Source organism: Pseudomonas sp. OTU750018, from assembly GCF_011636575.1.
In the GTDB taxonomy this organism is placed as follows: Bacteria; Pseudomonadota; Gammaproteobacteria; order Pseudomonadales; family Pseudomonadaceae; genus Aquipseudomonas; species Aquipseudomonas peli.
This window is the reverse complement of sequence record NZ_JAAPAU010000004.1, coordinates 130,085-145,080: the sequence shown is the minus strand read 5'-3', so window position 1 is coordinate 145,080 and position 14,996 is coordinate 130,085. Positions and strand designations below refer to the sequence as shown.

Annotated in this window: 11 protein-coding genes; 7 read left to right on the top strand and 4 right to left on the bottom strand. The window is 62.7% G+C overall.

All coding sequences use genetic code 11. From position 1 onward, the window contains the following. Nucleotides 1-61 precede the first annotated feature (61 nt). The 4 genes from HCI85_RS19370 to HCI85_RS19355 all read left to right on the top strand — a co-directional run bounded on the left by HCI85_RS19370 (nt 62) and on the right by HCI85_RS19355 (nt 5,619). On the top strand, nt 62-1,435 hold the full coding sequence (locus tag HCI85_RS19370; protein WP_167147294.1) for a solute carrier family 23 protein: 1,374 nt from the start codon (nt 62-64) through the stop codon (nt 1,433-1,435). 74 nt (nt 1,436-1,509) lie between these two features. After that, nucleotides 1,510-3,282 carry an acyl-CoA dehydrogenase C-terminal domain-containing protein gene (locus tag HCI85_RS19365; protein WP_167147291.1) on the top strand — a complete coding sequence of 591 codons (1,773 nt, stop codon included), beginning with the start codon at nt 1,510-1,512 and terminating at the stop codon, nt 3,280-3,282. Between the two features lie 93 nt (nt 3,283-3,375). Beyond that, entirely contained in the window at nt 3,376-4,554 is a 1,179-nt protein-coding gene (locus HCI85_RS19360; protein WP_167147288.1) for an acetyl-CoA C-acetyltransferase, read from the top strand. A 198-nt stretch (nt 4,555-4,752) separates the two neighbouring features. After that, nucleotides 4,753-5,619, top strand: a complete 867-nt coding sequence (locus HCI85_RS19355) for an MBL fold metallo-hydrolase (protein WP_167147285.1) — start codon at nt 4,753-4,755, stop codon at nt 5,617-5,619. Between the two features lie 3 nt (nt 5,620-5,622). On the opposite strand, the gene HCI85_RS19350 is transcribed toward HCI85_RS19355, so the two are convergent. From HCI85_RS19350 to HCI85_RS19335, 4 genes are all read right to left on the bottom strand, one after another. Further along, nucleotides 5,623-5,922 carry a YceK/YidQ family lipoprotein gene (locus HCI85_RS19350; RefSeq protein WP_167147282.1) on the bottom strand — a complete coding sequence of 100 codons (300 nt, stop codon included), beginning with the start codon at nt 5,920-5,922 and terminating at the stop codon, nt 5,623-5,625. Next, entirely contained in the window at nt 5,915-6,547 is a 633-nt protein-coding gene (ubiX, locus tag HCI85_RS19345; protein ID WP_167147278.1) for a flavin prenyltransferase UbiX, read from the bottom strand. Before ubiX ends, HCI85_RS19350 begins: the two co-directional genes overlap by 8 nt. Next, nucleotides 6,548-7,900, bottom strand: a complete 1,353-nt coding sequence (gene mpl, locus HCI85_RS19340; protein ID WP_167147275.1) for a UDP-N-acetylmuramate:L-alanyl-gamma-D-glutamyl-meso-diaminopimelate ligase — start codon at nt 7,898-7,900, stop codon at nt 6,548-6,550. It abuts the gene before it with no gap. A gap of 129 nt (nt 7,901-8,029) precedes the next feature. Continuing rightward, a complete protein-coding gene (locus HCI85_RS19335) occupies nt 8,030-9,934 on the bottom strand; it encodes a sigma-54-dependent Fis family transcriptional regulator (protein ID WP_167147271.1) in 1,905 nt (634 codons plus the stop codon). 446 nt (nt 9,935-10,380) lie between these two features. Here HCI85_RS19335 and exaC point away from each other — a divergent pair, with 446 nt between their 5' ends. The 3 genes from exaC (at nt 10,381) to HCI85_RS19320 (ending at nt 14,987) form a co-directional block, all read left to right on the top strand. Next, nucleotides 10,381-11,901 (top strand): acetaldehyde dehydrogenase ExaC, encoded by a 1,521-nt coding sequence (gene exaC / locus HCI85_RS19330; protein WP_167147268.1) that lies wholly within the window; start codon nt 10,381-10,383, stop codon nt 11,899-11,901. Nucleotides 11,902-12,082: 181 nt separating this feature from the next. Then, complete coding sequence (gene eat, locus HCI85_RS19325) at nt 12,083-13,531, top strand: ethanolamine permease (protein WP_167147263.1); 1,449 nt, start codon at nt 12,083-12,085, stop codon at nt 13,529-13,531. 61 nt (nt 13,532-13,592) lie between these two features. Then, nucleotides 13,593-14,987 (top strand): ethanolamine ammonia-lyase subunit EutB, encoded by a 1,395-nt coding sequence (locus HCI85_RS19320; RefSeq protein ID WP_090255647.1) that lies wholly within the window; start codon nt 13,593-13,595, stop codon nt 14,985-14,987. Nucleotides 14,988-14,996: the final 9 nt, after the last annotated feature.

The following is a 14,996-nucleotide window of genomic DNA, read 5'->3' as shown; positions in this document are numbered from 1 at the left end:
GCAAGAACACACCGTTTGCACAACAACAAGAACCGGCCCTGGCGGCCGACGGAGAACCTTTATGCAAATTTTCAAACGTCGCGACGGCGATGAACAACCGCACTGGCCTGTTGGCCCGTTCAAGGTACGCCTGCCCTTTGTCCACTACCGCTGGGAAACCGCGGAGATGCTGCAAGCGCTGATCATGTTTGTGGTCAGCCTGGCCATGATCCCCCTGCTGGAAAAATACCTCGGCCTGCCTTACGACGTAGCCCTGGCCTATGTCGTGGTGTGTGGTATCGGCTTTATGTTGCCAGCCCTGCTCGGTGTGCCCATGGTGCCGGGCTGGATCACTCCGGGCATCCCGGTGGTGCTGTTGTTTCTCGGTAATTTCAAACCAGGCCCGGAGGCGATTCAGGCGCTGTTTGCCCTGCAGTTTCTGGTGTTCCTGATCTTCCTGATTCTGGGTGTCACACGCTTGGGCAGCACCCTGGTGCGCCTGATCCCCAACTCGATGAAGGGCGGCATCATCATCGGTGCAGGTATCGCCGCGCTGATGGGTGAAATCTCCACCGGCGGCCGCCTGGCCAACACGCCGATTTCGCTGGTGATCGGCAGCCTGATCTGCCTGTACCTGATGTTCTCGGTGTCGTTCAAAGGCCTCACCGAGCGCCTGCCGCTGGCGCGCAAAATCGTCAACTACGGCATGGTGCCGGGCATGTTGATCGCCATTTTCATCGGCATTGCCGTCGGCGAATACAAGATGCCTGACGTGAAATTCGGCATCACCGCGCCGGCCTTCGGCGAGATGTGGAACTACCTGCCGTTCAGCGTTGGTTTCCCAGGTCTGGATGTGTTCCTGCTGGCGGTGCCCACCGCGGTGATCGCCTACGTGATTGCCTTTGGCGACATCATCGTCGGTCAGTCATTGATGCAACGCGCCGATGAGCTGCGCACCGATGAAGTGATCGAAAACAACATCGACCGTGTGCATCTGGTCACCGCCATCCGTAACGCCCTGCATGCCTTCTTCGCCCCGTACCCAGGCCTGGCCGGGCCACTGTGGACGGCCGTCGCTGCGACCATGGCCGAGCGTTACAAGTACGGCCGCAAAGCCATGGACTCGATCTATAGCGGCGCGGGCACCTTCTGGATCACCGGGTTTATTGCGCTGTTTATGCTGCCACTGGTGAGTTTCTTCCAACCGGTGCTGCCGATTGCCCTGTCACTGACGCTGATCCTCACCGGTTACATCTGCCTGATGGTGGGTTTCGAGCAGCTGAGCAACAACACCGAGCGCGGCATCGCCGGCACCATGGGTGTGGTGCTGGCCGTCTACGGCGCTGGCTGGGGCCTGGCGGCCGGTGCGGCGCTGTACATCCTGGTGGAGCGCACGCACCTGCTCAAATTCACCACCGCTAAACCTCCAGTCAAAGGCCAAGCCGAGGCCGATTGACCCTCAGGCCCGCTTCAGCGGGCTTTTTTTAACACTCGCCGCGCCCTGCGCGGCATCTGTGCGAGAACCTGCCGATGCCCCAGTACACTGCCCCGTTGCGCGATTTGCGCTTTGTCCTGCATGACGTCTTCGAGGCTCCCAGCCTGTGGGCGCGCCTGCCAGCCCTGGCTGAGACGGTGGATGCCGACACCGCCGACGCCATTCTGGAAGAAGCTGGCAAAGTCACCAGCAGCCTGATCGCCCCGCTCAACCGCAGCGGTGATGAAGAAGGCGCGCAGTGGCACGCGGGCGAGGTGCGCACCCCGGCGGGCTTCAAAGAGGCCTATGCCACGTATATCGAAGGCGGCTGGGTTGGGTTGTCCGGCAACCCGGCGTATGGCGGCATGGGCATGCCCAAGATGCTCGCCGTGGCCTTTGAAGAAATGCTCTACGGTGCCGGCTCCAGCTTTGCCCTGTATTCCGCGCTGAGTTCCGGCGCGTGCCTGGCCATCGACGCCCACGCCAGTGAACAACTGAAGAATACCTACCTGCCGCCGATGTACGAGGGCCGTTGGGCCGGTTCCATGTGCCTGACCGAAGCCCACGCCGGTACCGATCTGGGCCTGATCCGTACGCGCGCCGAAGCGCAAGCCGACGGCAGCTACCGCATCAGCGGCAGCAAGATCTTTATCACCGGCGGCGAGCAGGACCTCACCGAAAACATCATCCACTTGGTGCTGGCCAAACTGCCCGATGCCCCCGCCGGGGCGCGCGGCATCTCGCTGTTTCTGGTGCCCAAAGTACAGGTCAACGCTGACGGCAGCCTCGGTGTACATAACGCCGTAAGCTGCGGCTCGATTGAACACAAGATGGGCATCAAGGCATCGGCCACCTGCGTGATGAACTTCGACGGTGCCACGGGCTACCTGATCGGCGAGCCGAATAAGGGCCTGGCGGCGATGTTCACCATGATGAATTACGAACGCCTGTCCATCGGCATTCAGGGTATTGGTTGTGCCGAAGCGTCTTACCAGGCGGCCCGCGATTACGCCTGCGAGCGCTTACAAAGCCGTGCGGCCTGCGGTCCACAGTCACCGGACAAAGCCGCCGACCCGATCATCGTGCACGCCGATGTGCGGCGCATGCTGCTGAGCATGAAAGCCATGACCGAAGGCGGGCGCGCCTTTGCCTGCTACGTTGGCAAGCAACTCGACCTCGCCAAGTTCAGCGACGACAGCGCCGAACAACAGCACGCTGAAACCCTGGTGGCGCTGCTCACGCCGGTGGCCAAGGCGTTCTTCACCGACACCGGGCTGGACAGCTGCATCCACGGCCAGCAGGTCTTCGGCGGCCACGGTTACATCCGCGAGTGGGGCCAGGAACAGTTGGTGCGTGATGTGCGCATCGCGCAAATCTACGAAGGCACCAACGGTATTCAGGCCCTCGATCTGCTCGGGCGCAAAGTCATCGCCAACGGCGGCGTGGCGCTGCGCCAGTTCACCGCTGAGATCCGCCGGTTTGCCGAGCAACCCGGCAGCCCTTATGCCGTTGAACTGCTCGACGCGGTGGAACGCCTGGAAAACCTCAGCGCCTGGCTGCAACGACGCAGCACCAGCAACCCCCACGAGACCGGTGCGGCCTCGGTGGAGTACCTGCACCTGTTCGGCTACACCGCCTACGCCTGGATGTGGGCGCGCATGGCAGCCGTGGCGCAGGCCAAACGCGCCGAGGACGAGGCGTTTTACAGCGCCAAACTGGCCACCGCCGCGTTCTTCTTCGCCCGCCTGCTGCCGCGCATCTTGGGCCTGGAGGACAGCATCCGCGCGGGCAGCGACGCCCTGTATGGCCTGGCCGCCGAACAGTTCTAAACAACGGGCGACGAGCAGTCGCCCACCCAGTTGAGCGTTTGCGCGGCGTTCGTAGTGAGCGTCGCGCTTTTTTATTCGAGGTAGAAAATCATCATGCAAGAAGTCGTCATCGTCGCCGCCACCCGCACGCCCATCGGAGCCTTCGGCGGCGCATTGAGCAGCGTCAGCGCGGTCGATCTGGGTGCGGCGGTGATCCGTCGCCTGCTGCAGGACACCGGTTTGCCAGCGCAGCAGATCGATGAAGTGATCCTCGGCCAGGTGCTGACCGCAGGTGCAGGACAGAACCCCGCGCGGCAAAGCGTGATCCGCGCGGGCCTGCCGCACACCGTACCGGCGCTGACCCTGAACAAGGTCTGCGGCTCGGGGCTGAAAGCCGTGATCATGGCCGCCCAGGCCATTCGCTGTGGCGATGCCGAGGTGATCATCGCTGGCGGACAGGAGAACATGAGTCAGGCACCGCATGTGCTGCACAATTCGCGCGCCGGCCTGCGCATGGGCCACGGGCAGTTGCTCGATACGATGATCCACGATGGCTTGTGGGATGCCTTCAACGATTACCACATGGGCATCACCGCCGAGAACCTGGCCGAGCAATACGGCATCAGCCGCAGCGAGCAGGACGCCTTCGCCGCTCACTCGCAACTGCGTGCCTGCGCCGCCCTCGAAGCGGGACGTTTTGTTTCGCAGATCACGCCAATTGCCGTCGCCCAGCGCAAAGGCGACAGCCTGCTGGTGAGCACCGACGAACAACCGCGCCCCAGCACCACCTTGCAGAGCCTTAGCCAACTGCGTCCGGCCTTCAAACGCGACGGCAGCGTCACCGCCGGCAATGCCTCAGCCTTGAACGACGGGGCCGCTGCGGTGCTGCTGATGAGCGAAGGCAAAGCGCAGGCCATGGGCCTACCGATTCTGGCGCGGATCAAAGCCCATGCTAGTGCCGGTGTCGATCCGGCGATCATGGGCATCGGCCCGGTGTTTGCCACTTGTCGCGCCCTGGAAAAAGCCGGCTGGAGCCTGGAGCAACTTGACCTGATCGAAGCCAACGAAGCCTTCGCCGCTCAAGCCATCGCCGTCGGCCGCGAATTGCAATGGGACAGCGCCAAGGTCAACGTCAACGGCGGTGCCATTGCCCTCGGCCACCCCATCGGCGCTTCGGGCTGTCGTATTCTGGTCAGCCTAGTGCATGAGATGATCCGCCGCGACGTACACAAAGGCCTAGCGACCCTGTGCATCGGCGGTGGCCAGGGCGTGGCGTTGGTCATCGAACGCTAATCGCAGCGGTGGATGTAAAAAGCGACTCCACCCTACGCCGAGATCAGCGTAGGGTGGATCACGCCTCACCGATCCACCACGTCAAACCCTGCGGGTATCAACGGCCTCATCAGCCCTTCGTCCAATGGCCACATCTACCTATGTGGATCAGGCTTGATCGATCATCGTGCTATCCCCGACAAGAACAAGAGAGCCACCATGCGAACCCTGACCACCCTGACCGGCAACAGCCAAAAACTCGATGGCGGCGCGATGTTTGGCAACGCGCCCAAAGCCCTGTGGCAACGCTGGATGACGCCGGATGAGCTGAACCGTATCGACCTTGGTTGCCGCGCCCTGCTGGTACAAGAGGATGAGCGCAATATCCTGATTGAAACCGGAATCGGCGCATTCTTCAGCCCTGACCTGAAAGAACGCTTCGGGGTTCAAGAAGACCGACACGTGCTGCTCGACAGCCTGGCCGCTGTCGGCCTGAGTGATGCCGACATCGACATTGTGGTGCTCACCCACCTGCACTTTGATCACGCCGGCGGCCTGCTCGCCGCCTGGGAAGAAGGCCAACCGGCACGCCTGTTGTTCCCCAATGCGCAATTCATCACAGGCCGCCGTCAGTGGCAGCGCGCCTGCCAGCCGCACGCCCGCGACCGCGCTTCCTATATCCCTGAGCTGATGGCGTTACTGGAAGGCAGCGGCCGCCTGCAGCTGATCGAGGAAACCGAACACTGCGAGCTGCTTGGCGCGGACTGGCGTTTGCATTGGAGCGATGGTCACACGCCCGGCCAACTGCTGCCGGAAGTGGCCATGCCGGACGGCCCGGTGGTATTCCCGGGCGACCTGATCCCTGGCGCGCCGTGGGTGCATCTGCCCATCACCATGGGCTACGACCGTTTCCCTGAAGGCCTGATCGAAGAGAAAGAAGCCCTGCTGGCCGACCTCTTCAGCCGCAACGGCCGGTTGGTGTTCACCCACGACCCCGCTACCGCCATGAGCCGCATCAGCCGTGATGAAAAAGGACGCTATGCGGTGCAGCAGGCCACTGAGCAGGTTTGCCAACTGACAGATTGATGCCTAAAGGCCGCCGCTGATACCCAGATTCAAGCCAATGGCCGTCGCCAAGGACAGCGGCAGCAGCAAGGTGTCGAGCAATGCGCTGACCGGCAAATCGGCCGCCGGATACGCCGGGGCCTCGGCGCCGAAGCGGTCCGTGGCGCAGCAGCCACCTTGCAGCGCATACAGGTTAAGCCGTGTGCCGGCGTACACCACCGGCGCATCGGGCTTGGCGGCATCCAGGGTGCGTACGGTTGCGCAACCGCTGAGCGACAGGGCCAGGCTCAGGCCAAGAACGAGGGAACTCAGCCGCTTATTCATCAGGGCTGATCTGATGGTGTTCGCCCCAACGCGGCAGCATGTCCTGGGGAATATTCAGGCAGTTGAGGATCCGCGCCACGACGAAATCCACCAGGTCATCAATGGTCTGCGGCTGGTGATAAAAACCCGGAGCGGCCGGCAGGATAATCGCGCCCATGTTCGACAGTTTGAGCATGTTCTCCAGATGAATGCTGGAGAACGGCGCCTCACGCGGCACCAGAATCAATTGACGACGCTCCTTGAGGGCCACGTCGGCGGCGCGCTCAATAAGGTTGTTGCAGGCGCCGTTGGCAATCGCCGAGAGTGAGCCGGTGCTGCACGGCACCACCACCATCGCAGTGGGCGCACCCGAGCCAGAGGCCGCCGGCGCCATCCAGTCTTCTTTGCCAAACACGCGAATCTGCCCCGGCGCGGCACCGGTGTACTCGCTCAAGAATGCCTGCATGGCCTGCGGTTTGCTCGGCAGGCTGACATCCGTTTCGGTGGCCATGACCAACTGCGCGGCCTTGGAAATCAGAAAGTGCACCTCGCGCTCTTCCTGCACCAGGCAGTCGAGCAGGCGTAGGCCGTATTGAGCGCCGGACGCGCCCGTCATAGCCAAGGTAATACGTTCAGGACCGGACATTTATGCCTCCAAGGCCGCAGCCAACTTGCCATGCAAGCCGCCAAAGCCGCCGTTGCTCATCACCACAACCTGGGTGCCCGGTGCCGCTTCTGCCTTGACCCCTGCAATGATCGCTTCCAGGGAATCGCAGACCTGAGTCGGCACGGTCGACGTAGCCACAGTGCCAGCCAGGTCCCAGCCGAGATTCGGCGGCGCGTACCAGTACACCGAGTCAGCCTGCACTACGGATTCCGGCAGACCATCACGGTGTGCGCCGAGCTTCATCGAGTTGGAGCGCGGCTCGACGATGGCGATCAATTTGGCGTAGCCGATGCGTTTGCGCAGACCATCCAGGGTGGTGGCAATCGCCGTCGGGTGGTGGGCGAAGTCATCGAAGATGGTCACGCCGTTGACTTCGGCGACCTTCTCCATGCGCCGCTTGGCGTTGATAAAGCCGCACAGTGCGGCAATGCCCAGCTCCGGTACCACACCAACATGCCGCGCCGCTGCCAGCACCGCCAGGGCGTTGGCCACGTTGTGCTGGCCGGTCAGTTGCCAATCCACAGTGCCGGCAAGCTTGCCCTCGAAACTCACCTCGAAGCGCGAGCCGTCGGCGCTAAGCAGGCGCGCCTGCCATTGACCGCCCTCGCCGGTGGTTTGCACCGGCGTCCAGCAGCCCATCTCGATTACCCGCTTAAGCGCAGGCTCGGTGGTCGGATGAATGATCAGGCCATCACCCGGAATAGTGCGCACCAGATGGTGGAATTGCCGCTCGATAGCCGCCAGATCCGGGAAGATATCCGCGTGATCAAACTCCAGGTTATTCAGGATCGCGGTACGCGGGCGGTAGTGGACGAACTTGCTGCGCTTGTCGAAGAAGGCGCTGTCGTACTCGTCGGCCTCGACCACAAAGAACGGCGTGCCACCGAGACGCGCGGAGATACCAAAGTTCTGTGGCACGCCGCCAATCAAAAAGCCCGGGCTCATGCCGACATGCTCCAGCACCCAGGCCAGCATGCTAGAACTGCTGGTTTTGCCGTGGGTGCCGGCCACCGCCATCACCCAACGGCCTTGCAGCACATGGTCGGCCAACCACTGCGGGCCGCTGACGTAGGGCAGGCCCTTGTTCAGCACATACTCCACCGCCGGGTTGCCACGCGACAGGGCGTTACCAACCACCACCAAGTCCGGCGCGGGGTCGAGTTGGGCGGCGTCATAGCCCTGGGTCAGTTCGATGCCCTGAGCCTCCAACTGGGTGCTCATAGGCGGGTAGACATTGGCGTCGGAGCCGGTCACGCGGTGACCGAGTTCCTTGGCCAGCACGGCCAGCGAGCCCATAAAAGTGCCGCAGATGCCGAGAATATGGATATGCATGATTTACCTTGAAGGCGTCGTCAGAGCCGGTGAATAAGGCGGGATAAAAACTGGCCGCAGATTAGCACAGCGCCGCCGCCCCGCAGAGGCCTGGCGGCGCGCTGCGGGGCGTGGTTCAAGAGGCGCAGCTCAAAGCGTTGAGCGCAACTTGATCCCGTGTTTACGCAACTTGCGGTACAGGGTGTTGCGGCTGATGCCCAGCTGCTCGGCGCTGCGGCTCATCTGCCAGTGCTGCGCCTCTAAGACCGCGAGCAGCGCCTGGCGTTCGGCGTCGCCCAGCTGGTCGGGTTTGGCTGCAGGCAGCAGGGCCAACGCAGGGCGTGCATGGCGAATCTCGGCGGGTAGTTCGGCGTGGCTGATCACGCCGTTTTCGCACAGGGCGCAGAGGGTGCGCAGCACATTGCGCAGCTGGCGCACATTACCCGGCCAGGAATAGGCGAGCAGCGCCTCGCGGGCCGCATCATCAAGCCGTGCAGATTGCCCACGCGCCTCTTCGGCCAGCAGGAAATCCAGCAGCGCCAGCTTGTCGCTGCGCTCGCGCAGCGGCGGCAGGTCGATCACCAAGCCATTAAGGCGATAGAACAGGTCCTGGCGAAACTCGCCGCTGGCTACTCGCTGGGTTAGGTCGCGATGGCTGGCGCTGATCACCCGCACATCGATGGCTTGCGATTCGCCACCAATCGGCTCAACCCGGCGCTCTTCCAGCACCCGCAGCAAGCGGGTTTGCAGCGCCAGCGGCATATCGCCGATCTCATCGAGAAACAGCGTGCCTCCATCGGCCTGTTGCAGCTTGCCGCGCATGCCTTCCTTGCGCGCGCCGGTAAAGCTGCCGCCGCGATAGCCGAACAGTTCGCTCTCGATCAGGCTCTCGGGAATTGCCGCGCAGTTAAGCGCGACAAAGGGCTTACCGCCACGCGAGCTGACCTGATGCAGGGCCTTGGCAAAGGCTTCTTTACCAGTGCCGGTTTCCCCGCCGATCAGCAGCGGCACATCACGTTCGTAAACCCGCAGTGCGCGGCGAAAATCACTCTGCAAGCCAGGGTCGGCCAGGCACAGCCCTGGCGTTGCCAAGCTCGCTGCAGCCAGTGCCTGAGCACTGCGTCGAGGCTGGCCGCGCAGCATGGCAAACAGCAGCTGGCCGCGCTGGGTATACAGCGGCCAACTGGCACTGGGCTGCGCCGAGGCGCGGCCGAGCAGGTCATCCAGGCGGCAATCAAATATCTCGACCAGGGTGCGCCCGAGTAGTTGCCGACGCGACAGGCCGAGCAAGTTGATCGCACTCTGATTCACCGCACTCACGCGCCCATCGCCATCGAAGGCCAACAGCCCTTCGCTGAACTGGCCGATATATTCAGCCTGGGCATGGAAACGCAGCAGCCACTCACCTTCATAGCTGCGCAGGAAATGGCAGCCCTCAATAGCCTTGGCCGACAGGTTGACCAGCGCCATGGTGTGGAACTGGCTCTGCCGCGACACGTCATGCCGCGCCGAGGACACATCCAGTACCGCCAGCAGCTCGCCATGCGGATCGAACACCGGGCTGGCCGAGCAGGTCAGCCCGGTATGCCGGCTGCGGAAGTGTTCATTCTGGTGGATGGTCAGCGGCTGGCGTTCGACCAGGCAGGTGCCAATGCCGTTGGTGCCTTCGCAGGCTTCGCTCCAGTCGGCACCCAGCCACAAGCCGGCCTGCTCGAAGGTGCGTTTTTCCGCCTGCTCGGTGACGCAGTTGAGGATCACCCCGCGCGCATCGGTCAGCAGCACGGCGTGGCCGCTACCGGCCAGCTGACGGTGCAGGCTGTTCATCTCGTTACTGGAAATCTCCAGCACCTGTTGCAGCTGCTCGCGCCGCTCGAGCATGTGTGCATGCTCAATCACTGCCGGCGGCATACTCTGCGCAGGGTCGAGGTGATGCTGCTGCAGACAACGCAGCCAGGAGCGCGCCACCGAAGAATCGGCAGCCGGGCCGGCGAGTTGCCCGCGCCCTTGGGCCACGGTCAGCACCTGCTGGGCGTGGCGGCTTGCTGGGTTATGCATTGTTATTGTTCTCCGCAGTAGCAGGCCGCTGAGAAACTACCTGCGTTGGCAATACTTCGTTAAAAACAGGCTCGGAATGCTCATTTACACCAGTAAACTCCGCTTCCTCGCCTGTTTTTGCCTTGTCTTGCCGGCCTCGCCTACGTTTTCAACGGCCTGCTAGGAGTTGCACGTGATGGCCGAGCATCCACCAGCTTTCCGGCTATTGCAAGACACGCTGACCGACGAGTCACCACGCTGTATCGCCTCTGGTACAGAGTGTCACGCGGGCTGTATCAGGGCCGATACAGCCCGCGCGCCACAACCTTCAACCGCAACCCACGCAACCGCTCTAGATTGGGAATCACGCACACCTGGCCCAGCCCTTGCTCTGTCTCTGCACAAGCGCCACAGCGCGCCTCTCGCTGCATCACCAGAACAAGCATAAGAACCAGGAGATATTCAGCATGCGTTACGCCCATCCCGGTACCGAAGGTGCCCTCGTTTCCTTCAAATCCCGTTACGGCAACTACATTGGCGGCGAGTTTGTCGCGCCGGTCAAAGGCCAGTACTTCACCAATACCTCGCCGGTGAACGGCCTGCCGATTGCAGAGTTCCCGCGCTCCACTGCCGAGGATATCGACAAGGCCCTCGACGCCGCCCACGCCGCCGCCGATGCCTGGGGCAGTACTTCGGTGCAGGAGCGCTCGCTGATTCTGTTGAAGATCGCCGACCGCATCGAAGCCAATCTGGAAGTGTTGGCCATCACCGAAACCTGGGACAACGGCAAGGCCGTGCGCGAAACCCTGAATGCCGATATTCCGCTGGCCGCCGACCACTTCCGCTACTTCGCCGGCTGCCTGCGCGCCCAGGAAGGCAGCGCCGCCGAGATCGACGGCAACACCGTGGCCTATCACATCCATGAGCCGCTGGGCGTGGTTGGGCAGATCATCCCGTGGAACTTCCCGCTGCTGATGGCCGCCTGGAAACTTGCCCCGGCCCTGGCCGCCGGCAACTGCGTGGTGCTCAAACCGGCCGAGCAAACGCCGCTGGGCATCAGCGTGCTGATGGAACTGATCGGCGACCTGCTGCCGCCGGGCGTGCTCAACGTGGTGCAGGGTTACGGTAAAGAAGCAGGCGAGGCCCTGGCCACCAGCAAACGCATCGCCAAGATCGCCTTCACCGGCTCGACTCCGGTGGGCGCGCACATCATGAAATGCGCCGCCGAAAACATCATCCCCAGCACCGTGGAGCTGGGCGGCAAATCGCCGAACATCTTCTTCGAAGACATCATGCAGGCCGAGCCGAGCTTTATTGAAAAAGCCGCTGAAGGCCTGGTACTGGCCTTCTTCAACCAGGGTGAGGTGTGCACCTGCCCATCCCGCGCCCTGGTGCAGGAGTCGATCTACCCGGCATTCATGAAGGAAGTGATGAAGAAGGTCGAGCAGATCAAACGCGGCGACCCGCTGGACACCGACACCATGGTCGGCGCGCAAGCATCCGAGCAGCAGTTCGACAAGATCTTGAGTTACCTGGAAATCGCCAAGCAGGAAGGCGCCGAACTGCTCACCGGTGGCGCGGTGGAAAAACTTAGCGGCACCCTGGACGGCGGTTATTACATCCAGCCGACCCTGCTCAAGGGCCACAACAAGATGCGCGTGTTCCAGGAGGAGATCTTCGGCCCGGTGGTCAGCGTCACCACCTTCAAGGACGAAGCCGAAGCCCTGGCGATTGCCAACGACACCGAGTTCGGTCTCGGCGCCGGCCTGTGGACCCGCGATATCAACCGCGCCTACCGCATGGGCCGGGCGATCAAGGCCGGGCGCGTGTGGACCAACTGCTACCACCTCTACCCGGCGCATGCCGCCTTCGGTGGCTACAAGAAGTCCGGCGTCGGCCGCGAAACCCACAAGATGATGCTCGACCACTATCAGCAGACCAAGAACCTGCTGGTCAGTTACGACATCAACCCACTCGGCTTTTTCTAAGCCCCTGCGCAACCGCAGCCGATGCTCGGAAACGACATCGGCCTGCCAGCCTGCGCCCAGGTCTAGACCAGAGACGTAGTTGGCACAGCGGTTGCTGATCCACTGGGTAACACTTTCCCCTCAAATACCTACAAGCCTGGCCGGGCGTGCGCTGCGGCCAGCTTGTTGATAAGGAATTCCCATGGCAGCAGAACAAATCAGTGCGGTAGGTCTACCGCAAGGCACCGATTTAGAGCAGGTCGATGCCGATTACTTCCAAAGCAGACAATTGAAGAAGGGCGCAGCTGGCTGGGTATTGCTGGTCGGCCTGGGCGTTGCCTACGTGATTTCCGGCGATTACGCCGGCTGGAACTTCGGTCTAGCCCAGGGCGGCTGGGGCGGTATGTTTCTCGCCACCCTGCTGATGGCGCTAATGTACCTGTGCATGTGCTTCTCCCTGGCTGAACTGTCCTCGATGATCCCCACCGCCGGTGGCGGTTATGGCTTTGCCCGCAGCGCCTTCGGGCCCTTGGGCGGCTTTCTTACCGGTACAGCGATCCTCATCGAGTACGCCATTGCCCCAGCGGCGATTGCGGTGTTTATCGGCGCTTACTGCGAGTCGCTGTTCGGCATAGGCGGCTGGGCGATCTACTTGGCCTTCTATGTGCTGTTTATCGGCATCCATATTTTCGGCGTCGGTGAGGCGCTGAAGCTGATGTTTATCATCACCGCCGTGGCGGCGATTGCCCTCGGCGTGTTTATCGTCGCGATGGTGCCGCACTTCTCGGTGGCCAACCTGCTCGATATCCCGGTGACCGAAGCCGCAGGCGCCAGCAGCTTCCTGCCGTTCGGCTATGTCGGCGTGTGGGCAGCAATCCCCTATGCGATCTGGTTCTTCCTCGCGGTCGAAGGCGTGCCACTGGCCGCTGAAGAAACCCGCAACCCGCAGCGCGACATGCCGCGCGGGCTGATCGGCGCCATGCTGGTGCTGCTGGCCTTTGCTCTGCTGATTCTGGTGGTGGGCCCAGGCGGCGCCGGCGCCAACGCGCTGATGGCCTCCGGCAACCCACTGGTGGAAGCCCTGACCATTGCCTACGGCGAATCCACCTGGATGAGCAGCTTCGTCAACCTGATCGGCCTGGCCGGTTTGATTGCCAGCTTCTTCTCGATCATCTACGCCTACTCCCGGCAGATCTTCGCCCTGTCGCGCGCCGGCTACCTGCCGCGTTCGCTATCGCTGACCAACAAGAACAAGGCGCCGGTACTGGCCTTGATCGTGCCTGGCCTGATCGGCTTTGCCCTGTCGCTGACTGGCCAGGGTGACCTGCTGATTCTGGTGGCGGTGTTCGGCGCCACCATCTCCTACGTGCTGATGATGGCCGCACACATCACCCTGCGCGTGCGCCGTCCAGAGATGCACCGCCCGTATCGCACCCCAGGCGGCATCGTCACCTCGGGCATCGCCCTGGTGCTGGCCTGCGTGGCCGTGGTTGCGGGCTTCCTAGTCGACCCACGGGTGGTGATTGGTGCCGCGATTATCTACGCCGTGCTGATCGCCTACTTCGCCCTGTACAGTCGCCACCATCTGGTGGCCGGTACGCCGGAAGAAGAATTCGTCGCCATCGGTAAAGCCGAGGCCGCGCTCAAGTAATACCCGTCACGTTGGCGCAGCATGATCGTGCTGCGCCAACATGGCGTTTGGGAGACACGCGATGTCCAGTTTTCAGCACACGGTAGGCGGTGAAACCTACCGTTTCGACAGCCTCGCCGAGGTCATGGCCAAGGCCAGCCCGGCACGCTCCGGCGACTTTCTCGCCGGTGTGGCGGCGAGCAATGCCGGCGAACGGGTCGCGGCGCAGATGGCCCTGGCCGATATTCCGCTCAAGCATTTCCTTACCGAGGCGCTGATTCCCTACGAAGCCGATGAAGTCACCCGACTGATCATCGACAGCCATGACCTGGCGGCCTTCGCCCCGGTCAGCCACCTCACCGTCGGCGGATTTCGCGACTGGCTGCTCGGCGACAGCGCCGACGAAGCCAGCCTGCGCGCCCTTGCCCCCGGCCTGACGCCGGAAATGGCCGCTGCGGTATCGAAGATCATGCGCGTACAGGATCTGGTGCTAGTGGCGCAGAAAATCCGTGTGGTCAGCCGCTTTCGCAATACCGTCGGCCTGCGCGGACGCATGTCCACCCGCCTACAACCGAATCACCCGACCGATGAACCGGCCGGCATCGCCGCCAGCATTCTCGACGGCCTGCTGTACGGCAACGGCGACGCCATGATCGGCATCAACCCGGCCACCGACAGCATCAGTTCGATCTGCGAGATGCTGAAGATGCTCGACGGCATCATCCAGCGTTATGAAATCCCCACCCAGGCCTGTGTGCTGACCCACGTCACCACCTCGATCGAGGCGATCAACCGTGGCGTGCCGCTGGATCTGGTGTTCCAGTCGATTGCCGGCACCGAGGCGGCCAACGCCAGTTTCGGCGTCAGCCTGAAGATTCTGCAGGAAGGCTACGACGCCGGCCTGAGCCTCAAACGCGGTACTCTCGGCGACAACCTGATGTATTTCGAAACCGGCCAGGGCAGCGCACTGTCTGCCGGCGCCCATCATGGCCTCGACCAGCAAACCTGCGAGACCCGCGCCTATGCGGTGGCGCGGCATTTCAAGCCGTTTCTGGTGAATACCGTGGTCGGCTTTATCGGCCCGGAGTACCTGTATAACGGCAAACAGATCATCCGCGCCGGCCTGGAAGACCACTTCTGCGGCAAGCTGCTAGGCCTGCCGATGGGCTGCGACATCTGCTACACCAACCACGCCGAAGCCGATCAAGACGACATGGACGTGCTGCTGACCCTGCTCGGCGTGGCCGGTATCAACTTCATCATGGGCATCCCCGGCTCTGACGACGTGATGCTCAATTACCAGACCACCTCCTTTCACGACGCACTGTATGCGCGGCAGAGCCTGGGGCTGAAACCTGCCCCTGAGTTCGAAGCCTGGCTGCAGCGGATGGGTATTTTCACTCAGGCCGATGGTCGCCCGCGCATGGGCAACAGCCTGCCGCCGGCGTTTCGTCAGGCCCTGGCGCAGCTTGGTTAATCAAGGAGC